The 24,424-nt window shown below is 60.2% G+C and carries 24 protein-coding genes and 1 pseudogene; 15 read left to right on the forward strand and 10 right to left on the reverse strand.

The genetic code is table 11. The features are described 5' to 3' along the window. Positions 1-60: 60 nt before the first annotated feature. A pseudogene (locus IHQ71_RS17815) lies at positions 61-1,089 on the reverse strand (magnesium transporter CorA family protein). Positions 1,090-1,395: 306 nt separating this feature from the next. Here IHQ71_RS17815 and ychF point away from each other — a divergent pair. Together ychF and IHQ71_RS17825 are read left to right on the forward strand one after the other, a co-directional pair. After that, complete coding sequence (gene ychF, locus IHQ71_RS17820; RefSeq protein ID WP_258157784.1) at positions 1,396-2,499, forward strand: redox-regulated ATPase YchF; 1,104 nt, start codon at positions 1,396-1,398, stop codon at positions 2,497-2,499. Positions 2,500-2,569: 70 nt separating this feature from the next. Then, positions 2,570-3,814: a glycosyltransferase family 2 protein gene (locus IHQ71_RS17825; RefSeq protein ID WP_258157785.1), complete on the forward strand. Its 1,245-nt coding sequence runs from the start codon at positions 2,570-2,572 to the stop codon at positions 3,812-3,814. A 268-nt stretch (positions 3,815-4,082) separates the two neighbouring features. On the opposite strand, the gene IHQ71_RS17830 is transcribed toward IHQ71_RS17825, so the two are convergent. Further along, complete coding sequence (locus IHQ71_RS17830) at positions 4,083-5,246, reverse strand: hypothetical protein (protein WP_258157786.1); 1,164 nt, start codon at positions 5,244-5,246, stop codon at positions 4,083-4,085. 66 nt (positions 5,247-5,312) lie between these two features. Between IHQ71_RS17830 and IHQ71_RS17835 the strand changes: the two genes are divergently transcribed. The 4 genes from IHQ71_RS17835 to IHQ71_RS17850 all read left to right on the forward strand — a co-directional run bounded on the left by IHQ71_RS17835 (position 5,313) and on the right by IHQ71_RS17850 (position 6,888). Then, positions 5,313-5,777 carry a MaoC family dehydratase gene (locus IHQ71_RS17835; protein ID WP_258157787.1) on the forward strand — a complete coding sequence of 155 codons (465 nt, stop codon included), beginning with the start codon at positions 5,313-5,315 and terminating at the stop codon, positions 5,775-5,777. Next, positions 5,774-6,241 (forward strand): MaoC family dehydratase, encoded by a 468-nt coding sequence (locus tag IHQ71_RS17840; protein ID WP_258157788.1) that lies wholly within the window; start codon positions 5,774-5,776, stop codon positions 6,239-6,241. Before IHQ71_RS17835 ends, IHQ71_RS17840 begins: the two co-directional genes overlap by 4 nt. A gap of 63 nt (positions 6,242-6,304) precedes the next feature. Then, positions 6,305-6,592, forward strand: a complete 288-nt coding sequence (locus tag IHQ71_RS17845) for a hypothetical protein (protein ID WP_258157789.1) — start codon at positions 6,305-6,307, stop codon at positions 6,590-6,592. Further along, the gene (locus IHQ71_RS17850; protein WP_258157790.1) at positions 6,592-6,888 is read left to right on the forward strand and encodes a type II toxin-antitoxin system RelE/ParE family toxin; all 297 of its coding nucleotides are present in this window, start codon (positions 6,592-6,594) and stop codon (positions 6,886-6,888) included. The genes IHQ71_RS17845 and IHQ71_RS17850 overlap by 1 nt, the downstream gene beginning before the upstream one ends. A 25-nt stretch (positions 6,889-6,913) precedes the next feature. Here IHQ71_RS17850 and IHQ71_RS17855 read toward each other — a convergent pair whose 3' ends face one another. Further along, positions 6,914-7,897, reverse strand: a complete 984-nt coding sequence (locus IHQ71_RS17855; protein ID WP_258157791.1) for an AraC family transcriptional regulator — start codon at positions 7,895-7,897, stop codon at positions 6,914-6,916. 84 nt (positions 7,898-7,981) lie between these two features. Between IHQ71_RS17855 and IHQ71_RS17860 the strand changes: the two genes are divergently transcribed. Together IHQ71_RS17860 and IHQ71_RS17865 are read left to right on the forward strand one after the other, a co-directional pair. Continuing rightward, entirely contained in the window at positions 7,982-8,350 is a 369-nt protein-coding gene (locus IHQ71_RS17860; RefSeq protein ID WP_258157792.1) for a DsrE family protein, read from the forward strand. A 27-nt stretch (positions 8,351-8,377) separates the two neighbouring features. After that, positions 8,378-9,544, forward strand: coding sequence for a calcium-binding protein (locus tag IHQ71_RS17865; RefSeq protein ID WP_258157793.1), 1,167 nt, complete (start codon positions 8,378-8,380; stop codon positions 9,542-9,544). A 174-nt stretch (positions 9,545-9,718) separates the two neighbouring features. Here IHQ71_RS17865 and IHQ71_RS17870 read toward each other — a convergent pair whose 3' ends face one another. The 4 genes from IHQ71_RS17870 to petA all read right to left on the reverse strand — a co-directional run bounded on the left by IHQ71_RS17870 (position 9,719) and on the right by petA (position 13,124). Further along, positions 9,719-10,261: an adenine phosphoribosyltransferase gene (locus tag IHQ71_RS17870; protein ID WP_258157794.1), complete on the reverse strand. Its 543-nt coding sequence runs from the start codon at positions 10,259-10,261 to the stop codon at positions 9,719-9,721. A gap of 103 nt (positions 10,262-10,364) precedes the next feature. Continuing rightward, positions 10,365-11,255 (reverse strand): cytochrome c1, encoded by an 891-nt coding sequence (locus IHQ71_RS17875; protein WP_258157795.1) that lies wholly within the window; start codon positions 11,253-11,255, stop codon positions 10,365-10,367. A gap of 12 nt (positions 11,256-11,267) precedes the next feature. Further along, a complete protein-coding gene (locus IHQ71_RS17880) occupies positions 11,268-12,527 on the reverse strand; it encodes a cytochrome b N-terminal domain-containing protein (protein ID WP_258157796.1) in 1,260 nt (419 codons plus the stop codon). 18 nt (positions 12,528-12,545) lie between these two features. After that, complete coding sequence (gene petA / locus IHQ71_RS17885; protein ID WP_258157797.1) at positions 12,546-13,124, reverse strand: ubiquinol-cytochrome c reductase iron-sulfur subunit; 579 nt, start codon at positions 13,122-13,124, stop codon at positions 12,546-12,548. Positions 13,125-13,472: 348 nt separating this feature from the next. On the opposite strand from petA, the gene IHQ71_RS17890 reads away from it, so the two are divergent. The 3 genes from IHQ71_RS17890 to IHQ71_RS17900 are packed head-to-tail and all read left to right on the forward strand — an operon-like array spanning position 13,473 to position 15,146. Beyond that, positions 13,473-14,447 carry an endonuclease/exonuclease/phosphatase family protein gene (locus IHQ71_RS17890; protein WP_258157798.1) on the forward strand — a complete coding sequence of 325 codons (975 nt, stop codon included), beginning with the start codon at positions 13,473-13,475 and terminating at the stop codon, positions 14,445-14,447. A 52-nt stretch (positions 14,448-14,499) separates the two neighbouring features. Further along, positions 14,500-14,796 carry a nucleotidyltransferase family protein gene (locus IHQ71_RS17895; RefSeq protein ID WP_258157799.1) on the forward strand — a complete coding sequence of 99 codons (297 nt, stop codon included), beginning with the start codon at positions 14,500-14,502 and terminating at the stop codon, positions 14,794-14,796. Beyond that, positions 14,796-15,146: a DUF86 domain-containing protein gene (locus IHQ71_RS17900; RefSeq protein WP_258157800.1), complete on the forward strand. Its 351-nt coding sequence runs from the start codon at positions 14,796-14,798 to the stop codon at positions 15,144-15,146. The genes IHQ71_RS17895 and IHQ71_RS17900 overlap by 1 nt, the downstream gene beginning before the upstream one ends. 4 nt (positions 15,147-15,150) lie before the next feature. Here IHQ71_RS17900 and IHQ71_RS17905 read toward each other — a convergent pair whose 3' ends face one another. Further along, a complete protein-coding gene (locus tag IHQ71_RS17905) occupies positions 15,151-17,010 on the reverse strand; it encodes an ABC transporter ATP-binding protein (RefSeq protein ID WP_258157801.1) in 1,860 nt (619 codons plus the stop codon). Between the two features lie 134 nt (positions 17,011-17,144). Here IHQ71_RS17905 and denD point away from each other — a divergent pair, with 134 nt between their 5' ends. Then, complete coding sequence (denD, locus tag IHQ71_RS17910; RefSeq protein ID WP_258157802.1) at positions 17,145-18,131, forward strand: D-erythronate dehydrogenase; 987 nt, start codon at positions 17,145-17,147, stop codon at positions 18,129-18,131. Positions 18,132-18,186: 55 nt separating this feature from the next. Here the strand turns inward: denD and IHQ71_RS17915 are convergent, their stop codons facing one another. After that, positions 18,187-20,100, reverse strand: coding sequence for an ABC transporter ATP-binding protein (locus IHQ71_RS17915; protein ID WP_258157803.1), 1,914 nt, complete (start codon positions 20,098-20,100; stop codon positions 18,187-18,189). A 353-nt stretch (positions 20,101-20,453) separates the two neighbouring features. Here IHQ71_RS17915 and IHQ71_RS17920 point away from each other — a divergent pair, with 353 nt between their 5' ends. Further along, a complete protein-coding gene (locus IHQ71_RS17920) occupies positions 20,454-20,918 on the forward strand; it encodes a tRNA (cytidine(34)-2'-O)-methyltransferase (protein WP_258157804.1) in 465 nt (154 codons plus the stop codon). Here the strand turns inward: IHQ71_RS17920 and IHQ71_RS17925 are convergent. Then, positions 20,915-22,897 carry a bifunctional diguanylate cyclase/phosphodiesterase gene (locus IHQ71_RS17925; RefSeq protein WP_258157805.1) on the reverse strand — a complete coding sequence of 661 codons (1,983 nt, stop codon included), beginning with the start codon at positions 22,895-22,897 and terminating at the stop codon, positions 20,915-20,917. The two genes, IHQ71_RS17920 and IHQ71_RS17925, sit on opposite strands and share 4 nt — an antisense overlap. A 278-nt stretch (positions 22,898-23,175) precedes the next feature. Here IHQ71_RS17925 and hemF point away from each other — a divergent pair, with 278 nt between their 5' ends. Together hemF and IHQ71_RS17935 are read left to right on the forward strand one after the other, a co-directional pair. Continuing rightward, positions 23,176-24,087: an oxygen-dependent coproporphyrinogen oxidase gene (gene hemF, locus IHQ71_RS17930; RefSeq protein WP_258157806.1), complete on the forward strand. Its 912-nt coding sequence runs from the start codon at positions 23,176-23,178 to the stop codon at positions 24,085-24,087. A gap of 116 nt (positions 24,088-24,203) precedes the next feature. Further along, entirely contained in the window at positions 24,204-24,413 is a 210-nt protein-coding gene (locus IHQ71_RS17935) for a hypothetical protein (RefSeq protein ID WP_258157807.1), read from the forward strand. The last annotated feature ends 11 nt before the right edge of the window (positions 24,414-24,424 follow it).

Genomic DNA, 24,424 nt, shown 5'->3' on the forward strand with positions numbered 1-24,424 from the left:
GCCGACCGATATATTGCACCGCAAACGCGGATTTTTCAAGTGACTTCCGCTCGGGTCTCGTCAGAGCCAGCCGCGCTTCTTGAAATACAGGAACGGCATGACCGCCGAGAGCAGCATCAGCAGGATGGCCCACGGATAGCCCAACACCCATTTGAGCTCCGGCATGACGTCGAAATTCATGCCATAGATCGAGGCGACCAGCGTCGGCGGCAGGAAGACGACAGACGCCACCGTGAAGATCTTGATGATCTGGTTCTGTTCGAGGTTGATCAGGCCGAGCGTCGCGTCGAGCAGAAAATTGATCTTGGCCGACAGCGACGCCGCATGCTCGCCGAGCGAACCGGCGTCGCGCTGGATCAGCTTGATGCGTTGCCGCGACTCCTAGGAGATCTTGCGCGCGTCGGTTTCGAGCGCCAGATGATAGGCGGTCAGGCGCGCGATGCTGACAAGGCTTTCACGCACCATCGACAGGAAATCTCCCTTCCGCCCGATCTGCTCGATCAGCGACTGGAGATCGCGCGTCTTCTTGGTGGCATTGGCCGCCTTGTTGCGGAACACGTCGCGCGAAATGCCGTCGATCTCGTTGGCCAGCCGCTCGAGCGTATCCGCCATCCGGTCTATCAAGGCTTCGAGCAGTCCGATCATCACGGATTCGCCGGCAGCGGAAGATGCCCCAACGCCATTCGACCGCTGCACCCGGCTTGCGAAGATGTCGAACGGCTTGTGTTCGGCATAACGAATGGTCACGAGGCACGCATCCTTCAGCACGAAGGTAATCGGCGTCTTGCTGGGATCATCGCCCTCCAGCCCGGTCAGCGCGGTGATGGTCATGAAGTCCGCACCATCCTCGTAATAGAGGCGCGCGGATAGCTCGATCTCTTCCATCTCGTCGCGGGTCGGGATGGAGATCGCAAATCGTGCCTCCACCGCCCCGTTTTCGGCGGCTTGCGGATTGACGAGATCGTACCAGACCGGCAGCTGTGGCCGGCTCAGTACCTGCGCGGCCGCCTGGGTATTGGGTTTGGAAAACGAAGCCATTGCTTCGACGAGGGCCAGATGATCGGCCTCGCGTGCGTAGATGCGCAGCATGTAACTCTCCTTGACAGGTCAGTGGCCTGTCCTGAGAGCGACCCCTCAGAGATCACATTGCCGGAACAGGCGTGATTATTGACGCCGAACTTCGACTGTCGGGGTTCATCGGGGTTGTCCTTTTGAAGGGCGGCACGGAAACTGTGCCGCTGGAATTCGCTATGCGCCGGCAGCCACATGCAGTCAATGCCTTTCTGCGTGCGGGCGCCCGGGGCACTCATATTTCGCCGTGGTCTCTTGACCTTGACGGGACCATTGCCCATAGGCAGGGGCACAACGAGATCAATAGAACCGAGCATCACTCCCATGGGCTTTAAATGCGGAATCGTCGGGCTGCCGAATGTCGGCAAGTCCACTCTCTTCAACGCGCTGACCAGGACGGCGGCGGCGCAGGCCGCCAACTATCCGTTCTGCACCATCGAGCCGAACACCGGCGAAGTGGCGGTGCCCGATCCGCGCCTGCAGAAGCTGGCAAAGATCGCCGGTTCCAAGGAAATCATTCCGACCCGCATCTCCTTCGTCGATATCGCCGGCCTGGTGCGCGGCGCCTCGAAGGGCGAGGGCCTGGGCAACAAGTTCCTCGCCAATATCCGCGAAGTCGATGCCGTGGTCCACGTGCTGCGTTGCTTCGAGGATGACGACATCACTCATGTCGAAGGCCGCATCAATCCGGTTGGCGATGCCGATACGATCGAGACGGAGCTGATGCTCGCCGACCTCGAAAGCCTGGAGCGCCGCGTCGATCAGACCCGCAAGCGTGCTTCCAGCAAGGACAAGGAGTCCTTGGCGCAGCTCCCGATCATGGAGGCCGTGGTCAAGCTGCTCAACGACGGCAAGCCCGCCCGCCTGCTGCTCAAGACACTCGCAGCCGACGAGATCGAGATTCTCAAGGGCCTGAACCTGCTCACCTCGCATCCGGTCCTATATGTCTGCAACGTCGCTGAAGCCGATGCCGCCACCGGCAACGAACACACGAAGGCCGTCGAGAAGATGGCCGCTGAACAGGGCGCGGAATGCGTCACCATCTCGGCCGCGATCGAGGCGGAAGTCGCCCAGCTTCCCGACGAAGAGTCGAAAGAATTCCTCGAAGCGCTGGGCCTGCACGAAGCCGGCCTCGACCAACTTATCCGCGCCGGCTACTACCTGCTCCACCTGATCACCTATTTCACGGTCGGCCCTAAGGAGACCCGCGCCTGGACCATCCCGCGCGGCACCAAGGCGCCGGCTGCGGCGGGCGTCATCCACACCGATTTCGAACGCGGCTTCATCCGCGCCTTCACCATCGGCTATGACGATTTCGTCACCCTCGGCGGCGAAGTGCCCGCCAAGGAAGCCGGCAAGGCCCGCGACGAAGGCAAGGAATATGTCGTCGCAGACGGCGATGTAATCCATTTCCGGTTCAATACCTGAGAAGACTTCTCAGCACATAAAGCTACGCGAAAGGATTGGCGGATAGGCTCTCGGCGAAACGAGAGCCGAAATGTCCGAGCCCACCCTTTCCATCTGCGTGCCTTCGCGCAACCGGCAGATCTATTTCCAGCAAACCATCGCGTCGCTGATGGCGTCGTTGCGCGCCGATGTCGAGTTTGTCTTCGCCGACAATTCCGACGCCGCCGCTGTCATGGACGGGTTCATGGCAGAGCGGATGCGCGATCCACGCGTGCGCTATCTCGCCTCCACCGGCCGGGCGCTGCCGATGATGGAAAACTGGGAGCGCTCGATATCGGCCGCGACCGGGCGCTACGTGGCCTTCATCGGCGACGACGACTATATCGATCCGGATCTCGCGGCCTTCATCACCAATCTCGAAAAGACCACCAAGGCCGACGCAATCGCCTGGACTGGCCCCAACTTCGTCTGGCCGGTCGAAGGTGCGGCGCCGCGTCCCGTCAGCATATCCCTCGGCACGGAGGTGACCCGCCTTTCCAAGGCCTCGCTCATGCGCAAGGCCTTTCTCTGGGAAGCCGCCAGCCATGTGCCGCTGAGCGGGTTTTCGATCTATCACGGTGCGCTATCGCGTGGGCTGCTCGACAAGATCAAGCTGATGGGCAATGGCCGCCATTTCGAATTCCCGGTCGTCGACTACGAGATGGCCTTCAAGACGATCCTGCTCGGCGAGAATTTCATCCACTCCTCCCGGCCGTTCTCTATTCTAGGCGCCTGCCCGCTGTCGAACTCGGTGACCATCGGCAATGTCGCCGCCGAGCGCGAAGCCCAGCGCATCTTCTTTGCCGAGCATGGCTGGAACATGAATGACGCCGAATGGATGGAGGGCACACCCTTCCGGACGTGGCACGGCGTCACCGCCTGCATCTACCTGATCCAGCACTGGCTATCGCACAAGATCGGCATGCAGCATCACGGCTTCGAGGAAAACCTCGTCCGTGCCTTCTCGGCCAATTGCGGCCTCTATCGCAGGCGCGCCGATTTCGACCAGATCACGGGCGAGTTCCGCGAGGCGCTTGCCGGCTGGCATGGCGGACAATATCTCGAGCTTTTCACGCCCCGGTTTTTCGAGCCCGTCGCTGTCCAGGGACCGCAAGCATCGGCTTTCACAGGACTTGGCGACAATTCGGTCCTGCACTTCCCCGACAGTATCGCCGGCGTCCGTACACCAGGCGAGTTGTTCAGGCTGTTTTCCGATGTCATCGTGCGGGCAGACGATATCCCGATCGATGCTGACAAGCTCAGAAGTCAGCCGGCAAGCGCCTCGATCGCCGCCTAGAGCGTTTCATTGTTAAATGGAAGCAGTTCTGCCGGAGCAGGTTTTCGTCAGGACCAAGGCGGTGGGCGAGCGTCGTACCCTTAGGTACGGCCGAGACCGACGCCGCAGGGACTGGCGGAAAGATGCCCGGCCCTTCGGGTTGGCTGAAACGGGCCGCCTGATCGATCGGCCGGCTTGGCCGTAGATTTGGCTATGACGCGCGCCGGCCGATCGACCATCCGACTCCGTTTAAGCCAACAGAACTGATTCCATTTAACAATGAAGCGCTCTAGCGCACCGCGGGCAGCAGGCTTTGAAGCCCATCGGGCAGATTGCCGACGATCACCCGCCGCAGAGGCTGCCAGCCGATACCCAGCGCCAGCACGACCACGCCGATCGTCAACAGGGTCAGGAACGCCAGCGTGTCGGTGGTCGCGAAAATCTTGGTGAATCCGCCTTCGGTGAGCAGTACCTTGAAGGCGTAGCCGAAGGACAGCAGCCCCGATGTGACGAACGCTCGCCGGTCCAGCACAATACCGATCAGCATCAGCAGCAGCACCGCCCCGACGACCATTGCCGCCTGCCCGGCACTTGTTTCCGCCGAGAACCAGCCCTGTTTGTCGCCGAGATAGACATGCGCCATGATCGTGTAGAGGATCGCCGGCGCCGCTGCGAGATGCATCCAGAAGGCGACATCCGAGCGCCTTGTCAGGCGGTTCCGATCGGCGAAATCGAACTTCAGCGCCGTGCCGAAGACGACGAGCGCGAACAATCCGAGGAAGAATACCAGTATCAGTGGATGACGATCATAGAGCGTCGCATCGCCGGAGAAAGCTCGCGTCGCCAGCGCCGCACTATAGATGACCGATGCGAACAGGGTCACCAGACCCGCCGCCAGCGCCAGCGGTACCCTGTAGCGCCAATAGAAGAGAAAGGTGACGACCGAGGTCGTCGCCGCGATGCCAACGGGAGTCCATTCGTCGAATCGAGGAGACATATCCTCCCAGATCGGCGTGGTCCCAATTGCCGACGCAATCCCGATGGCGATCGTCAGCGTCACCGCCGGCAGCGCCAGCCGCTGGCGCCGGACCAGCACCTCGCCGAGGATGATGGCGGCGGGGATCACCGCATAGACGGTCGCGAGCCCGCCCAGCCCGAGCAGGCCGACAATGATGCCGATCGTGATGAGAATATCGTGGAAGCCACGGATGAAGCGAGGCGCCTCGCTTTCCTCGACAGTCGAAGCAGGTTCGCTGGCGCGCGGCGTATCGAGGCCCAAACCATCCACCACCGGAGCAGAAACCGGCGTACCGACACTGACTCCCCGGCCGAGCAAAAACTCCCCGAGCCGGGCTGTCGCATCGCCCTGGACGAGCCCCTCGCGAGCCGCATCGTCCAGCACCGGCAGGAGCAATCTCTTGCGGTTTTCCCAATCGCTTAAGTCAAATTTCACTTGCGCGAACTCCCCGAAACATCTTTTCTCCGCCAGATCATTCCTGAATTGAAGTTGCAATCGAAAATGCCCGAAATCCAGTACTGGTTCGAAGATTTCACGCCCGGACGCGCGTTCCATCACACGCCCCGGACAATAACGGCGGATGAAATCGTCCTATTCGCCAAGGACTTCGACCCGCAGCCTTTTCACCTCTCTGAAGAGGCCGGCAAGGCCAGCATTCTCGGCGGGTTGTCCGCTTCCGGCTGGCATACATGCTCCATCGCCATGCGCCAGTTCTTCGATACGATCCTGCAATTCACCGCTGGCGAAGGCTCCCCCGGCGTGGATTTCGTCGAGTGGCGCAAGCCCGTGCTCGCCGGCGACGCACTGGGCGGTACGATCACCGTGCTCGAATCCCGCGCGCTCAAATCCCGGCCCGGCCTCGGCATGGTCAAGCTCCGGCATGAAACCACGAACCAGCGCGGCGAAATGGTGATGACCATGGAGCATCCCTTCATGGTCCGCCTGCGGGAAGGAGTTTTCGCATGATGCTGAGGGACATAATGATGGTGGGCGAGGCCATCGAGATGGGCACTTACGAATTCACCGCCGAAAGGATCGTCGAATTCGCCTCGCAATTCGATCCGCAATTCTTCCATCTCGATGCGGAAAAGGCGAAGAACTCGGTGCTGGGCGGCCTTTGCGCGTCGGGCTGGCACATCTCGGCGGCGATGATGAAATGCAATGTCGAGGCCATCAAGCGCCAGGCCAAGGCGGTGATCGAGGCCGGCGGCGTGCCGCCGAAAATCGGCCCCTCGCCGGGGTTCAAGAACATGAAGTGGCTCAAGCCCGTCTATGCCGGTGATACCGTGACCTATTCCATGCGCTTCACCCGTAGCCGCCCGGTACCCTACCGGCCGGGCCGCAACATCGTCGAGATCAGCTACGAAGGCCTCAACCAGAAGGGCGACCTCGTCTTCACGGTGGAGGCCAGCGTGGTGGAGTTTGAGTAGTTTCCCACTTGATAGATTTCCCACTCAAGCCTATAGTGACGACTGAAACGGAAGAGATCCACGATGGCACCCGCCAAGAAGATCGCCCGCAGCCAGATCGTCGTCCGACCCGACTCCAAGGGCCGGATCACGCTCGGCCCACTGGCAAAGGGCATCAGTAGTTTCGTCATTTCGAAAGAGGACGACGGCAGGCTTACGCTCGATCCGTATAAGGAAATCCCGGCAAGGGAAGCCTGGCTCTTCCAAAATCCGGTGGCGGCTGACAAAGTCCGCAAAGGAATGACCGATCTGTCGGAAGGCAGGCTTCGAAGCCGTGGCGACTTCACACAATTTGTCGAAGACCAGGACTGATGCCGTTCTCACTCCTGTTTGCTGATCAGGCGGACCTTGATCTCGGCGAACTGGAGGATAATCCGGCTCTGGCCAAGCGATTGAAGTCGGTCCGGAAGGCGCTCGGATATCTTCAAATCAATCCACGTCACCCTGGACTGAACACGCATAAATATTCCTCGCTTTCGGGACCCAACGGCGAAGATGTCTTCGAAGCTTATGCGGAAAACAACACACCAGGCGCCTACAGGATTTTCTGGGTCTATGGGCCGGGCAAGGATGTGATAACGATCCTCGCGATTACACCGCATCCCTGACGGGAAAGACCCTCGCGGCTTACACTCAACCGTTCCCCTGCTGCCGCCATGCACCGGGCGACAGGCCATAGGCCCGCGTGAAGGCCCGGCTGAACGCGGCCTCGGAGCCATAATTGGATTCGATCGCCACGCGGGTGATGGAATCGGATGTATTCCGCAGCCGGACGCTGGCGAGGTAAAGCCGCCAATCCCGGAGATATCGCATCGGCGACGTATCGAGCGCCGTCTGGAAGCGCTCGATCAGGCCGCTGCGGGATACGGCCGAGATCGAGGCCAATTCCCGCAATGTCCATTCACGCTCGGGATTGCGGTGAATGGCATTGAGGCAGCGCGAGAGAACCGCATCCGACATCACGGGAAGCGTCTGCACCACGTTCTTCTCGGCATCCGACATCTGGTGACGCAGGACTTCGATCAAGGTCAGCTCGGTCATCCGCTCGATCATCGACTGACTGCCGTGCCGTGGCTCGTCCACCTCGCGAACGATCTGGCGCACCATGCTGGAAAGCCATGCCAGTTCCGCCTGGCCTGTCGTCCTGATGTGAACGAGTTTCGGCAGGACACGCTGCAACGGCGCGAAATCCAGTACTTCGCAATGCAGATATCCGCAGAGCAGCCGGACGAGATCCGGCCCTTCCCCATAATGCAGCACCGGCGTTCGCGCCCACGGCTTCTGCGGCAAATCTCCGGTCGGAATGATGAGCCGTCCATCCTTGCCGGCACCCAGTTGATGACCGGTTCCGAACGGAAACACGACGATGTCGCCGGCATGGAGAACGACTTCGTCGCCCTCGATCCTCAACCAGCATGTGCCCTCCGCCATGATGTGGAAGGGCATCACGCCGGTGTTCGACGGGGAAAGATTGGCGAGCGACGGCTTGGCGTCGGTCTGCCAGTCGCCCGATGGCATGAAGCAGAATTGCAGCGAGCCGGATAGCCGGACCGATTCCAGCACGCTCGAAAGAAGGTCGACGTAGGTCCCCTCACCCACATTTGGAATTTCGGTCAACACTCATGGACCTCCGGCCAACGACTTTCCCTGACGTCTCTCCTACCCTTCCCTCATAGCATGAACACACGGAAGGATAGAACCATGCAGAACACCACCGAAAATCTCGTCGTGCTCCTCACCAAGGGCATCGATTCCGAACTCTCGTCCGTCGCGCTGACCATCGCCAATGGCGGCATCACGGCGGGCCTCAAGGTCTCGCTTTTCCTCACCAGCACGGCGATCGACCTCGTCCGCAAGGGCGGCAACCGGATGACCCACGTTTCCCCGCTGGAGCCGCTCGCGGCGCTGATCGACGACTTCATGAAACGCGGCGGCACCATCTGGGCCTGCCCGCCCTGCGTGAAGTCGCGCGGCTACGAGCAGTCCGACCTCATCGACGGCGTGATCATCATCGGCGCCAGCGCCATGCATGCCGAGATCAAGGCCGGCGCGGCGACGCTGTCGTTTTGAGTTCGGATGAAAGCGAAAGGATCGGTCATGAAAAGGTACAATGGCACATATGCCGAGGGCTTTGAGTTCGACAAGCCGAACCGGGATATCGTGTTCGGTTCGCAATCGGTGGTCGTCGATGATGACACTGCGATCACGATCGAACCTGACGCTAGGGGAAGTGAACTGGTATTGGGTGGTGACATCTCGGCAGACCTTGTCGGCGTCCAGGGATCGGCCAACGACACGTCGATAAGAATACTAGAGGGCGCCAACGTCACGTCGAGGATCGCGCTCTTGATGACGGGGCGAAATCAATCGCTCAAGAGTGCCGGCGACATCACCGCCGACGAAATTGGAATTCTCGTATCGGCGCCGGGCTCCCACATCGTCAATCAAGGCGATGTGACGTCCGCACGCGTCAGCGTCGTGCTTCAGAACTCCGAGAACGGCCGGTTCGTCAACGGGCGTTCTGGCGAATTGGTCGGCGACGAGTTCGGAGTGATTATCGGTGGCGCGACCATAAGCTCGGAGAACTGGGTGAAGAATCTCGGCACGATCGTCTCTCCAACCTATGCCTTGCTCGGCAGCAGCACCATCGAGCATGTGACGAACCGCGGCTTGATCGATGGAGCTACCTTTCTATATGGCGGCAACGACACGTTCGATAGTCGCGGTGGCACGGTGACCGGACAAGTCCATGGAGGCGAAGGAAACGATACCTTTGTTATCGATGATCCGTTGATCCCGATCGTCGAGGCTCAAAACAACGGTGAGGACACGGTGATTTCCTCCGTCAGCTACGAACTGCCCGACAATTTTGAGACGCTTAAGCTGACCGGCCGGAAAGATCTCATTGGCCGAGGCAACAACGGTGACAACACGGTCAGCGGCAACAAGGGAGACAATGTACTCTTTGGTGGCGACGGAAACAACATACTGGCGGGCGGCGCGGGAGATGACCGGCTGATCGGTGGAGCAGACATCGACACCTTCGTCTTCAAGACCGGCTATGGGCACGATACGATCGAGTATTTCCAGGACGGCCTGGATTACCTCGACCTCGTGGGCTGGAAGGGGCTCCGTGATATCGACGTCCTAATGTCTCACGCGCGCGAGGCGAATGGCAATCTGGTCATCTCGTTCAAAGGCGATGAACTCACCATCGAGAATTTCACGAAGGTGCAGCTCGACCCCGGCGATTTCGTGAGCTGACACAGGGCGCGCAGGGCGCATCCCCCACGGACGGCTCCGCGACAGAAGTTGCGGGGCCGTTCGCATCGGCGGGCCCGCCCTGCCACGCCATTTGAGATCGCCGGGGCCGGCCTCACCTTCGTCAGCGCCTCGTCTGATCTTCAATGATCAGCGCGCAATCGCCAAGCGTGTCTCTCAATGCCCCTCGAATTCGATCAGCGTGCGCACGGTCACGCCAAGCGCCTCCAGCTTCTTGCGCCCGCCGAGTTCCGGCAGGTCGATCACGAAACATGCCGCGACGATATCCGCGCCCATCTGCGTGAGCAGCTTGACGGCACCCTCCGCGGTCCCGCCCGTTGCGATCAGGTCGTCGACCAGGATCACCTTCTCGCCGGGCTTCACCGCATCCCTGTGCATCTCCATCTCGTCGATGCCGTATTCCAGGCTATAGGCAATGCGCACTGTGTCGTGCGGCAGCTTGCCCTTCTTGCGGATGGGAATGAAGCCGGCCGACAGTTGATGCGCCATGGCGCCACCGAGAATGAAGCCGCGCGCCTCGATGCCTGCGATCTTGTGGATGTTCAGGCCGGCATAGGGATGAACGAGTTCATCGATCGCACGCCTGAAAGCCTGCGGATTGCCGAGCAGCGTCGTGATATCGCGAAACAGGATGCCCGGTTTGGGATAATCCGGAATGGTCCGGATGGCGGCAAGCAGGCTTTCCCTAACGGTGCTCATATCGAATTCCATGGTTGAGACGGCGCGACCATAGCAACATGCCCATCGCCTGACAGCAAAAAAGGCGGCACTGGGCCGCCTTTCCTGATTCGATCAAGATTGATCAGTGATCCTTGCCCGCATAGATCGCGCGCTTGGTCATCCAGACCAGGGCGGTGAGGCCGAGGAGGAAGATCAGCACCATGAAGCCGGTGCGTTTGCGGTCTTCGAGCTTCGGCTCCGCGGCCCACATCATGAATGCGGCCACGTCGTGCGAATACTGCTGTACCGTCTGCGGAGTGCCATCGTCGTAAGTGACCTGGTCATCCGAAATCGGCTTGGCCATCTTCAGCGCAATGCCGCCGTTGAAGTGCGGATTGAAATGCGTGCCTTCCGGTACCGTGATGCCGGCAGGCGGCTCTACATAGCCGTTGAGCAGCGCATGAATATAGTCCGGGCCACCTTCCTGGTAGCCGCCGACGACGGGGATCATGTCGATCAGGAACTGCGGGAAGCCACGCTCTACGCCGCGCGCCTTGGCCAGCAGCGAGAAATCGGGCGGAGGGGCGCCGCCATTGGCCGCCGCCGCGGCCTGCGTATTCGGGAATGGCGAGGGGAAGTAGTCCGATGGAACCGCCTTGCGGGTGAACATCTCACCCGCATCATTCGGTCCGTCCTGCACTTCGTATTCGGACGCGAAGGCCTTCACCTGCGCCTCGGTATAGCCGAGGTCGTGGAGATTGCGGAACGCAACGCGGCTCATGCCGTGGCAGGCCGAACAGACTTCCTTGTAGACTTTCAGGCCGCGCTGAAGCTGGGCCTTGTCATACTTGCCGAACACACCGGCGAAGGACCACTTCTGTTCCGCCGGCTTGAGCACCGGGAAATGGCTTTCATGCATGGCATGCTTCACTTCGGCGGCAAGGTCATGCGCCTCTTCCGCCGCGCTGAGAACGCCTGCGCCGGCCCCCGCAAGGGTCAGGGCAATGACGAAGCCAGTTAAAAGTTTCTTCATTGGTCTTCTCCCTCAAGCCGTGGCGGTCTTTTCAAGAACAGCTTCCGTAATCGAATTCGGAAGCCGCCTTGGCGTTTCGATCAGACCAAGAACCGGCATGATGACCAGGAAGAAGCCGAAGTAGTAAAGCGTGCCGAGCTGCGACATGATGGTGAAGAGCGGGGTCGGCGTACGCGAGCCCAGCCAACCGAGCATGATGGCATTCGCCACGAACAGCCAGAAGAACAGCTTGTACCAGGGACGATAGACCGCCGAACGAACCTTCGACGTATCGAGCCAGGGCAGGAAGAACAGGATGATGATCGAGCCGAACATCACGAGCACGCCGCCGAGCTTGGAGTCGATCGGGCCGACATTGAAGGTGATCGCACGCAGCATCGCGTAGAACGGCAGGTAATACCATTCAGGCACGATATGCGCCGGGGTCACCAGGGGATTGGCCTCGATATAGTTGTCCGGATGGCCCAGGAAGTTCGGCATGTAGAAGACGAACCAGGCATAGACCAGCAGGAAGATCATCACGCCGAGCGCATCCTTCATCGTCGCATAGGGCGTGAAGGCCACGGTGTCGGTCTTGGATTTGACCTCGACGCCGGTCGGGTTGGTCTGGCCGACCACATGCAGCGCCCAGACGTGCAGCACGACAACGCCCGCTATCATGAAGGGCAGCAGATAGTGCAGCGAGAAGAACCGATTGAGCGTCGGGTTTTCCACCGCGAAGCCGCCGAGCAGGAACTGCTGGATCCACTCGCCGACCAATGGGAAGGCCGAGAAGAACCCGGTGATGACGGTCGCACCCCAGAAGGACATCTGGCCCCAGGGAAGCACGTAGCCCATGAAGCCCGTTGCCATCATCAGGAGGTAGATGACGACGCCAAGGATCCAGAGGATTTCGCGCGGCGCCTTGTACGAACCGTAATAGAGGCCGCGGGCGATGTGGAGATAGACTGCGATGAAGAAGAACGATGCGCCGTTTGCGTGCAGGTAGCGCAGCAGCCAACCGTGGTTGACGTCGCGCATGATCTTCTCGACCGAACCGAAAGCCAGGCTCGCATCCGATGCGTAGTGCATCGCAAGCACGATCCCGGTGAGGATTTGCAAGGCCAGCATCACGCTGAGCATCGCGCCGAATGTATAGGCGAAGTTCAGATTGCGCGGCACCGGGTAGGCGACGAAGGAATCGTACATCATCCGTGGAAGCGGCAGACGCGAGTCCACCCATTTCTCGATGCCCGTCCGCGGCTCGTAGGTTGATTGATGATCAACACTCATAATAAATTGTCCCCTCTATCAACCGATGCGGATGACGGTGTCCGAAATAAAGCTCGATACCGGAATGATCATGTTCTCAGGTGCCGGACCCGATCGGATGCGCCCGGCTGTGTCATAGACAGAGCCGTGGCAGGGACAGAACCATCCGCCGAATTCGCCGGACTCGCCGAGCGGTACGCAGCCGAGATGGGTGCAGACGCCGATCATCACGAGCCAGTTTTCCTTGCCCTTGCCGGCAGAGCGGTCGGCACCGGTCGCAGGCGCATCGGCAGCGACGTTGGCGTTGCGCGCCAAGGGATCCTTGAGTTCGGAGACGTCGATCTTGTTGGCGTCCTCGACTTCCTTCGGCGTGCGATTGCGGATGAACACCGGCTTGCCGCGCCACTTGACGGTCAGCGACATGCCCGGCTCGAGCGCCGAGACGTCGACTTCGATGGAAGCCATCGCGAGCGTGGATGCATCCGGGCGCATCTGGTCGATGAACGGCCAGGCGACTGCAGCCGCGCCCACGGCGCCCGCCATACCCGTCGTCAGATAGAGAAAATCGCGGCGGGTCGGACCGCCCCCTGCCCCACTTGTCGTGTCGTGTCCGCTCACGGCATTACCATCCTTTGCGCGAATTAACGTAAGTCCCTCAAGATCAGTTCGCCTGAAGCCATATTCAGGCCACAGATTCCCCTACTTTCGGGCGCGTTCTAAGCTTGATCGCAGATTATGTCCAGCCTTGGCAAGGGGATGTGGGCACAATGTCGCGGGAAAACAGCGAGGAGCGCGCGGGTCGCGCGATCCAGCCACCCGCCGGACCGGAAGGCCTGCAATCGCGCCGTTCTCCTGGCGCTCCGATGAGGCAAATTCAACCAATCATTTCAAATCCGCCGCTGGCGTTTGCATGCCCTGTTCGGGCGTGTTAGCCGGTTTTGTGCCTCAACCATGGACATTGCCGAAATGAAGAACCTCTCGACCATCATCGGCACCTGCGCCTTCCTCCTCATCCTGGCGCTTTCGGGCCGCTATGTGAGCGGGCACTGGATCTTCGCGACATTCGCAAGCTTCCAGATCCAGGGTGCGGCAATCGCCGCGGCAATCGCCGCGCTCGCGTGGCTTCTTCATCGCAGTGCCGTGGCCAGTCTTCTCGTTATCGCAGCGCTTGCGATCGGCATTCACGGCTACACGATGCTCGGTGACTTCCGCCAGGACCAGCCATTGCCGCCGCAAAGCTGGCCGCCGCAGCTCAAGGTGCTGTCGATGAACATCATGGGCGACAATTCATTCGACAACGGCGGCAGGATCGCCGACTACATGATCGCCTCGGGCGCCGACGTCATCTTCATCCAGGAGTCGGCACCGCTCGGGCCGCATATCGATCGCATCAAGGTCGCATATCCCTACCGGCTCGGCTGCGGCGCGCAGACGATCACCTGTGACTCGTCGCTCTGGTCCAAACGGCCGCTGGGCGCTGGCGAAGTGAAAACGGCAAGCCCGATCTATCGCGACAGGCTGTTGCTCGCGTCGATCGATATCGACGGAAAGCGCATCAACTTCGCCAATGTGCATCTGACGAAGCCCTATTTCGACAATATCGTTGCCATTGAATTGAAGAAGATCACGGAATTCATCTCCGATTTCGCTGGCGTGCATGCAGGCCCGACAATCGTCGCCGGCGATTTCAACGCCTCGATCCTGACGCGCGACGTCAGACGCTTCGTGTCGGAAACTCAGTTGATGACAGCGAATAAGGAACCCGAAACCTGGCCGGTCGATGCAGCGTCAGTCGGTATGGCGATCGACCATATCTTCGTCGCCGATCCGCTGCGGTTTCGGAAGCTCGAGAGGCTGCCGGAAACCTTCGGCTCTAACCACTACGGGTTGATGGCCGAGATCTGGTGGCAGGACATCACCCTCAGCTATCCCCCGCAATGAACCCATCTAACTGGCATTTTCATTTCCACGCTGATCTCTTATGATCATTTACATGCTCGATGAGAAACTGAAGACGAAGCTTGAACATGTGAGGCCTGCGCTGTCTGACGCGGGCGTATCGCATCTGGCGGTTTTTGGTTCCCAGGCACGCGGGCAGGCCAGCGCTGAGAGCGACCTTGACATATTGATCGACGTCGAACCCAAGGCGTCGTTCAGTCTTATCGACCTGATCGGGATCGAGCACATGCTGACTGAGGCGACGGGGGTCAAGGTGAACGCCGTCATGCGCAGAAGCCTCGATGCGCAGTTCAACAAGGAGATCCGCCAAGATATCGTCGAGATATTTTGATGGATCAGCGGACCCGCCTCCGGCTTGCGGACATTCTGGACGCAATAGAGCAGTTGAACTTGATTTTTGATGGCATGAACTATTCGGAATTTGTGGCCGACAAGATCAAGCGGGCTGCCTGCGAACGCTTTCTTGAGATCGTGAGTGAAGCAACTCGATACATTCCTGAAAATTACAGGACTCAGTTTCCGGCGATTCCCTGGAAGCAGATCGCGGATATCGGCAACCATCTACGACATGCGTATCACCGCATTGATGCAGAAATTCTTTGGCAGATACACGCAAGCGGACAACTCGCCGATTTGCGGAGCGCCATCGAAGCGATGTTGGACGGCGCCGAACCCCGCTAAGGTCCTATCTATCCGCCGCAATGAACCCGCCGGATTGACGCGCCCAGAGCTCGGCATAAAGACCGCCGTTCGCAAGCAGCCCGGCATGTGTGCCCTGTTCGATGATCGCACCCTTGTCCATCACCACCAGCCGGTCAAGGCTGGCGATTGTCGATAGCCGGTGGGCGATGGCGATCACCGTCTTGCCCTTCATCAGCTTTTCCAGGTTCTGCTGGATTGCGGCCTCGACTTCCGAATCCAGTGCCGAGGTCGCCTCGTCGAGCACGAGTATCGGCGCATTCTTGAGCAGCATGCGTGCGATCGCGATGCGCTGGCGCTGGCCGCCGGAGAGCTTCACCCCGCGCTCGCCGACATGGGCGTCATACCCCGTCCGGCCACGATAATCCTGCTGGCCGAGAATGAATTCGTTGGCTTCCGCCTCCTGCGCCGCCTCGATCAGTTCCTCGTCGGTGGCATCCGGCTTGCCGAACAGTATATTGTCGCGGATCGAGCGGTGCAGCAGCGCCGTATCCTGCGTCACCATACCGATCCGGCCGCGCAGCGATTCCTGACGCACATCGCGAATATCCTTGCCGCCGACGAGGATGCGGCCACCTTCGACGTCGTAGAAACGCAGCAGCAGATTGACCAGCGTCGATTTGCCGGCACCCGACCGACCAATGATGCCGACCTTCTCGCCCGGCGCGATATTGAGCGTCAGGTTCTCGATCAGGCCCGTGCCGCGGCCGTAGTTGAACGTGACATTGTCGAACTTGACCGACGGTTCCTCGAACACCAGTTCGCCGGCGCTCGGCCTGTCCGCCAGCCCGACCGGCAGCGAGATCATATCCGCGGAGTTCTGGATCGTGCCGACATTGCGCATGATGCTGTTGAACTGCGTCATCATCCGGCCGAGCAGCATGTTCATGCGCAGGACCAAGGCCAGCGTGAAGGCCACGGCGCCGGTGCTGATCTCGCCGTCGAGCCATAGCTTGACCGTGAGCACCGCCACTGTGGCAATCATCAGGCCCGACAGCATCGCAAGCGAGGTACGGACGCCAGTGAGGTAACGGGTGAAGGGCACGACAGAGGCGTAGAAGCGCTCGAAGCCATCCCTGATATAGCGATCATTGTCCTCCTCGCGGCCGAACAGCTTCAGCGTCTGGATATTGGCATAGGAGTCATTGAGCCGGCCGTTGAGCATCGACGAGACCTCTGCCGTCTCGCGCGCATGCTTGCGGATGCGCGGCACGAAGAAGCGCGCGAGGAAGGCAAATGACACGAACCAGGCAAGAATGACCAGACCAAGCCGCCAGTCAAGGCTGCTGACCAGTGAGAGCGTGGTGATCGCATAAACCAGGATGAACCAGGCGACCTGCAGCAGCGACACCATGAGATCGCCTGAAGCCTGGCCCGCCGCCCAGACCTTGGCGACGATGCGGCCGGAGAAATCGTTCTGGAAGAAGGTCATCGACTGGCGCGAAATCTGCGCGTGGGACTGCCAGCGGACGAGGTTGAAGAAGCCCGGCACCACGGTCTGCTCTTCAAGCAGCGCCGTCAGCGCGACGACAATAAAGCGGCCGACTGCCACCGCCAGGATCATGACCAGCAGTTCGGGACCGTGCTCACGGATCAGGCCGGCCCAACCATCCGTTCGCGGGGTCGCGTCGAGGATGTCCACAAGCCGCCCCGTGAACCAGAACAGCGACGCTTCCAGCATGGCAACGAGCCCGCCGACAACGAGCATCGCGAGAAATATCCATTTGGCCTGGGAGACATAGAACCACAGGAAGCCCAGCGCGCTTGCCGGCGGCTGAAACCCTGATGTCTTGCGGTAGGGATCGATCCAGGTTTCGAAGCGTCTGAGGATGCGGGTAAGAAACATGACCACATCACTAAACGGATTCCCGCCCGTGGCAAAGTGTGGTGGATTGCCACCAGTCTTTTCGGGCGACAAAAGCACTTGCCCGCTGGGCGAACTTCCCCCATCACTTTGACAACAATCTGACGGGAGGTCTTATGCGTATTGCCATTATCGGAGCCGCCGGCATGGTCGGCCGCAAGCTCACTCAACGACTGGTCAAGGACGGTAGCGTGCGCGGAAACGCCATCGAACAAATGATCCTCGCCGATGTCTTCCCGGCCGATACACCCGCTGGCTTCAAGGGCGATGTCCAGATTCTCTCGGGCGATTTTTCGTCGCGCGAAGAGATCGACAAGTTGGTCGCGGCCCGGCCCGACATCATCTTCCACCTCGCGGCGATCGTATCCGGCGAGGCGGAACTCGATTTCGACAAGGGCTACCGCATCAACATGGACGGTATGCGCCACCTGCTGGAATCAATCCGGACGGCCAATGCCGCCGAGGGCTATCTGCCGCGGCTGGTCTTCACCTCGTCGATCGCGGTCTTCGGCGCCCCCTTCCCCGAGACGATCCCCGAGGAATTTTACCATACGCCGCTGACCAGCTATGGTACGCAGAAGGAGATTTCCGAACTGCTCCTGGCGGATTATAGCCGCAAGGGCTTCGTCGACGGCATCGGCATCCGCCTGCCGACAATCTGCGTGCGCCCCGGCAAGCCCAACAAGGCCGCCTCCGGATTCTTCTCCAACATCATCCGCGAACCGCTTAATGGCGAAGAGGCAATCCTGCCGGTGTCCGACACCGTCCGCCACTGGCACGCCTCACCGCGCTCCGCCGTCGGCTTCCTGGTCCACGCCGCCGAACTCGATACCGCCCGCCTCGGCCCCCGCCGCAACGTCACCCTCCCCGGCGTTTCCTGCACGGTTGAGGAACAGATCGAAGCGCTCCGCAACATCGCGGGCGAGGATGCCGTGAAACTCATCCGCCGCGAGCCCGACGAGATGATCATGCGCATCGTGGCAGGCTGGGCGACGCGGTTTGATGCTTCAAGAGCGGAAGGCCTCGGATTTACGGCGGACAAGTCGTTCGAGGACATTGTCAGGGTGCATATCGAGGATGAGCTGGCACCCGCCAAACAATAACAGGCGCTCATCCCGCTACTGCAAAAACGCCGGGGTTCTCACCCCGGCGTTTCATTCACTCGGCCGCGACATCAGCCTCTTCCTCATCGTCTTCGTTTCGCGCTTTGGGCGCCAGCACCACCTGCTCGCCTTCCTCCGCATCGTCGGAGATGAAGCCGCCGGATTGGCGTGCCCAGAGATCGGCGTAGATGCCGCCGCTCGCAACCAAGGCGTCATGTGTGCCCTGCTCGTGGATCTCGCCCTTGTCGAGCACGATCAGCCGGTCCATCTCGGTCAGCGTCGACAGGCGGTGGGCGATGGCGATCACCGTCTTGCCTTCCATCAGCTTGAAGAGGTTTTCCTGGATCGCCGCTTCCACTTCGGAATCGAGCGCCGAGGTCGCCTCGTCGAGCACCAGGATCGGCGCGTCCTTGAGGAAGACACGTGCGATCGCCACGCGCTGCCGCTGGCCGCCGGAGAGCTTCACGCCGCGCTCGCCGACCTGCGCATCGAGACCCTTGCGGCCGTTCGGATCGACCAGCGTCTCGATGAACTCCCAGGCATTGGCGCGCTTGGCGGCCTCGATCACCTCGGCGTCCGTCGCATCGGGCTTGCCATAGGCGATGTTGTCGCGGATCGAGCGATGCAGCAAGGACGTATCCTGCGTCACCACGCCGATCTTGCCGCGCAGGCTATCCTGCTCGACCTTGCTGATATCCTGTCCGTCGATGCGGATCTCGCCCGACTCCAGGTCGTAGAACCTGAGCAGCACATTCATCAGCGTGGTCTTGCCGGCACCCGATCGTCCCACCAGGCCGACCTTTTCACCGGGCTGGATTGAAAGCGAGATCGAGTCGATGACGCTCTTGCCCGATTTGCCGTAGTGGAAACCGATCTTGTCGAACTCGATACGGCCTTCCCTGGCTTCCAGCGGACCTGCACCCGAGACATCGCGAATGTCCTGCTTCTTCACCAGCATCGCCATGCCGTCATAGACCGTGCCGATATTCTCGAACAGCGCCGAGACTTCCCACATGATCCACTGCGACATGCCGTTGACGCGCAGCGAAAGCGCAATCGCGATGGCGATGGCGCCGGTCGAGATCGAACCGGACATCCAGAACCAGATCGAAAGCGACGTGACCGTGAAGGTCAGCACAGCATTGTTGGCATAGACCAGGCCATGGAAGGTCGTGACCAGGCGCATCTGCCGGTGCACGGTCATCAGGAACGCGTTCAGGCCTTCCTTCGCATAGATCTCCTCGCGGCCGGCATGGGAGAACAGCTTCACGGTCGCGATGTTCGTGTAGCTGTCCACGATGCGGCCCGTCATCATCGAGCGGGTGTCGGCCTGCTGCTGGGAAATCGTCCGCATCTTCGGAATGAAGTACCAGAGCAGGCACGAATAGAACGCCACCCAGGCGCCGAGCGGCAGCATCAGCCGCCAGTCGGCATTGCCGATCACCACGAACATCGTGATGAAATAGCTCAGCACATAGACGAAGACATCGAGCACCTTCATCGCCACTTCGCGAACGGCGAGCGACGTCTGCATCACCTTGGTGGCAACGCGGCCCGCGAATTCGTTGGCGAAGAAGGTCATGCTCTGACGCAGCAGGTAGCGATGCATCTGCCAGCGGCCGATCATCGGATAATTGCCGAGCAGCACCTGATGGATGACCATCGATTGGGCGAAAACCAGCAGAGGCAGCGCCAGCAGCGTGAACAGCGCCATGACCCACAGCCGGGCGGACTCGTCCTGCAGGAAAGTCTTCGGATCGGCCTTCGACAGCCAATCGACGATCTGGCCGAGGAAGTTGAACAGCATGACCTCGCCGACGCCGATCGCGGCGGTCATCACGGTCAGCACGGCAAGCCAGCCCACGACCGGGCGCGAATAGTGATAGATGAATGCGAACAGCCCTTCCGGGGGCCGCTGGGGCTCTTCGGAGGGATAGGGATTCACACGATTCTCAAACCAGGCGAACATAAGGAATTCTCCGGATAAGAGCCGCCAATGCTGCTCTTGAGGAAATTGGCCGGTAGAATGCAGGCGGCGAAGGCAAATGCCGTCAGGATAAAACCGGTAAATCTAGGAAAGGCGAAGGATCCGTGGATTCAGGACGCTCGTGGCATCATCCGGCGGAGGAAGCGAATAGCTGCAATGTTATCCATCTTTTACCCTCCTTGTTCTTCGCGTTAGAGATGGCCTTGGATAGACCCGTTTTCAACCAAACGCCAGACCCGTTTCTGATCTTTATCGAGAGAAAACAGCTTGAGGCTGCAAATGTTGCGAATTGAGCACAGATGCGGTAGCGGCCTCCATCACCACGGAACCAACCAATGCCTGAACTCTCCATCGCCCTCTATCAGCCCGACATAGCCGGAAACACTGGTACGATCCTGCGGCTTGCCGCCTGCCTGGGGCTCACGGTGGAGATCATCGAGCCGGCAGGCTTCGACCTATCGGACCGCAATCTCAAGCGAGCGGGCATGGATTATCTCGCGACCGTCGCGCTAACGCGGCATCTTGACTGGCGCCATTTCGAGGAGTGGCGGCGTGGCACCGGCCGCCGGCTGATACTGGCTTCGACCAAGGCCGCTGAGATCTATACGGAGTTCCGGTACAAGAAGAACGATATCCTGCTGTTCGGCCGGGAAAGTGCCGGCGTTCCCGACGCCGTCCATAACCAAGCCGACGGCCGTGTGCTCATCCCGATGGTCGCCGGCCAGCGATCGATCAATGTTGCAATGTCGGCGGCGATGATTGCTGGGGAGGCGCTACGACAGACCGGCTTTGCCGCTTAGGCGGACATTGCCTTGCCGTCCTTGCACGCATCGATATAGCCGATGAAGTTGTCGATCGGCAGCGGCTTGGACCAGTAATATCCCTGACCGGAATCGACGCCGAACAGCGACAGCATCGAAGCGGCACGCTGGGTTTCCACGCCTTCGGCAACGATCCTCAATCCGAGCGCCTTGGCCATGCGGACGATGGCTTCCACCAGCGCCAGATCCTGGGCGCTGTCGAACATGGCGAAAACGAAGGATTGGTCGATCTTCAGCGTGGCGACATCGAACTTGCCGAGATTGCCTAGGTTGGAATAGCCCTTGCCGAAATCGTCGACCGAGAAGGAAATGCCCTTGGCCGAGAGACGGCTGATCTGCCCCTTGATGTCGAACTCGTCCTCGAGCAGCAGCGACTCCGTCAGTTCGAGTTCCAGCGATTCCGGCGAAAGGCCGCTTGCGTCGAGGGCATTCTGCACAACGTCCTCAAGATTACCGCGCTTGAACTGGACCGCCGAGATGTTGACCGCGATCGCGAAGTCGGTGTAGCCCAGCCCCTGCATCCGCTTGCATTCGCGGCATGCTTCCTGGATCACCCATTCGCCGATCTCGATGATGATGCCGGTGTCCTCGGCGACAGGAATGAATACATCCGGCGGCACCGGTTTGTCGCCATCGGGGAACCAGCGCAGCAGCGCTTCCGCACCCTTGATCCGACCGGTCTCCAGTTCGATCTTCGGCTGGAAATAGAGCTTGAACTGCTGCTTCTCGATCGCGGTCCTGAGCTGGGCGGCGAGCGAGGCCGATGCCATGACCTTGTTGTTCATGGTTTCGTCGAAGAGCTTGAACGTGTTGGCGCCCACGCCCTTGGCGCGGTACATCGCGATATCCGCTTCGCGCCTGAGGTGTTCGAAGTTCACCGAACCGTCGAGCCTGATCGCGCCGCCGACCGAGCAGGTCATCATGATCACATGCCCGCCGGCTTCCAAAGGCGCGGAAACCCGCTTCTGGACGCTGTCTGCGAGCGCCTCGACCTGCTCCGGCGTGATCGCCGACAGGCTCATCATGCCGAAGACATCCCCGCCGATGCGGAAAAGGAAGGCGTCGCTCGCCACATCGGCAAGACGCGCCGCGATCGCCTTCAGCACGCCGTCGCCGAAGACATGGCCGAGTGAGTCGTTGACCGCCTTGAAATTATCAAGGCCGATCATCAGCACGGTGGCCTTCGGACCGTCGCGGCCGGAAATCTCGTCGCGATATTTCTTCTCTGCCATGAAAAGGTTCGGCAGGCCGGTCAGCGTGTCGTGGTTGGCGAGCCGGAAGATCTCGTCCTCGGATGCCTTCGCCTTGCGGTATTCCTTGTTGTAGCGCGACAGCAGCTGGCGCATGTCGTAGGCCAGGATGAAGACGGTCACTGCGGTAACCGAGTAAAGCATCACGGCATCGCCGACATTGGACCAGTCGAACGCAAAGCCGGAATAGTCGACCCAGCCAAATTCGTTGGCGAGACCAAGCGCGATCGTGTTAAGCAGCACGGCCGCATACATCACGACAAAGTGGCGCGGCGTGGCTAGGATCGCGGCAAAGACCAGAGAGACCGAATTTCCGAGGATGATCTGGTCGCGCAGGCCGTCTCCAGCCCATGTTATGTAGCTGACGGCGCCGAAAATCGTCCACAAGAAGATGAACTGCGCGGCGGACGGGCGATCGGTGTCGTAATAGCGGCGTGCCACGAAGAGGACGCAGAAAACGGCGCCGGCCGCGAGGCTCAGCCACAGGCCGCGATCAAAGAGAACGTTGTTGATGATGGAAAGCACGATCAGCGCATTGATCGCCAGGATCATCTGCTTCACACGGCGCGCATTATAGCTGGCGAGCGCCTGGATCACATCGATCTTGTCGGAAGTCGACAGCAGCAGGTCGTCGGGCGAGGACGAACGGCCGGCAGCATGGCTGCTGCCCTGGTCCGGTCTGAATCTCGCAAATAAATCAAACAGCATCACATTTCCGCTCAGTTGGCGCTATTTTGCCTTGTATGGCTACTGCGTTCAACCTGTCGCATATGGGCGACACATAACTTCCTCAAGTTTGCCGGGAAAAACGTTGTGGTACCGGCACATGCCCGGTCTAGACCCGATCTTTTAGTAAACTTTTAATGCGGCGTGCAAAATCCAACATCTCATCGACTGTTTGCCATCATGGTTGATTTTCCCTTTCGCTGCCGGGGCTGAGTTGCTAACAGGCTCGCGGGATCACTTCGGATGGAAAATACGGAAAAATGGAAAGACCGGACCTACCAAAAGGCTTGCCCCAGGACATCGAGGCGAAGAAGGAGCAGGCCCGGCATTGGTTCGAAAGCCTGCGCGACGCGATCTGCGCGGAATTCGAAATGCTGGAGAACGAGCTCGCTGGCCCACTCGCTCATTTCCAGCCCGGAAAGTTCGTCAGGAAGCCATGGCTTCGGGACGAGGGTCGCGGTGGCGGCGGCACCATGTCCACACTGGAAGGCCGCGTCTTCGAAAAAGCTGCGATCCATACATCCACCGTCCATGGCGAATTCTCGCCAGAATTCCGCGGCCAGATGCCCGGCGCGAACGAAGACCCGCGCTTCTGGGCATCAGGCATTTCGCTGATCGCCCACCCCGTCAATCCCAACGTGCCTGCCGTGCACATGAACACGCGCATGGTGGTCACGTCGTCGCACTGGTTCGGCGGCGGCGCCGACCTTACCCCCGTGCTCGACAGACGTCGCACCCAGCAGGATCCGGATACGCTGCTATTTCATCGCGCGCTGGAGATCGCCTGCTCACGCCATCCGGTTGCCGACTACCCGAAATTCAAGGCCTGGTGCGACGAGTATTTCTTCCTCAAGCACCGCAATGAGCCACGCGGCGTCGGCGGCATTTTCTACGATTGGCAGCATTCGCCTGCCGAACAAGGCGGTTGGGATGCCGACTTCGCCTTCACGCGTGATGTCGGCCGCGCCTTCGCGCTGGTCTATCCCAAGATCGTGCGCGGTAGCTTTAACCAGCCGTGGACCGAGGCCGAACGCGATGAGCAATTGGTTCGCCGCGGGCGCTATGTCGAGTTTAATCTCCTCTACGACCGGGGCACGACATTCGGCCTGAAGACGGGAGGCAATGTCGAGGCAATCCTGTCTTCGTTGCCTCCGGTGGTGCGCTGGCCATGAGGCACGTACCGCAGCACGATGGCGTTCAAAACAGTGTGAAACCAAGCTCCATCGTGTCTTTCTAATGCAAACCGTGTTATGATTCGCCAGTTCCTGAGAAACTGGAGGAGTTGATCATGGAAAGATTTAGTGACGGTGCCCCATCCGCTTTGGATACCGGCAGTGCCGTCGATCCCTCGACTTTGAGTTTCATCGAGCGCATCTCCTGGTTCGAGCGGCAGAAGCCGGTCGAAGCCGACAATGACAATCTTTCACCTCATGCGCGCGACGAACAAGGCTCTGCCTGCTTCGACTGCTGGGCACTGCCTGATTTCATGAGGAACTGAACGTTTCCCGG

The sequence above is a fragment of the Rhizobium sp. TH2 genome, assembly GCF_024707525.1.
GTDB lineage: Bacteria > Pseudomonadota > Alphaproteobacteria > Rhizobiales > Rhizobiaceae > Rhizobium_E.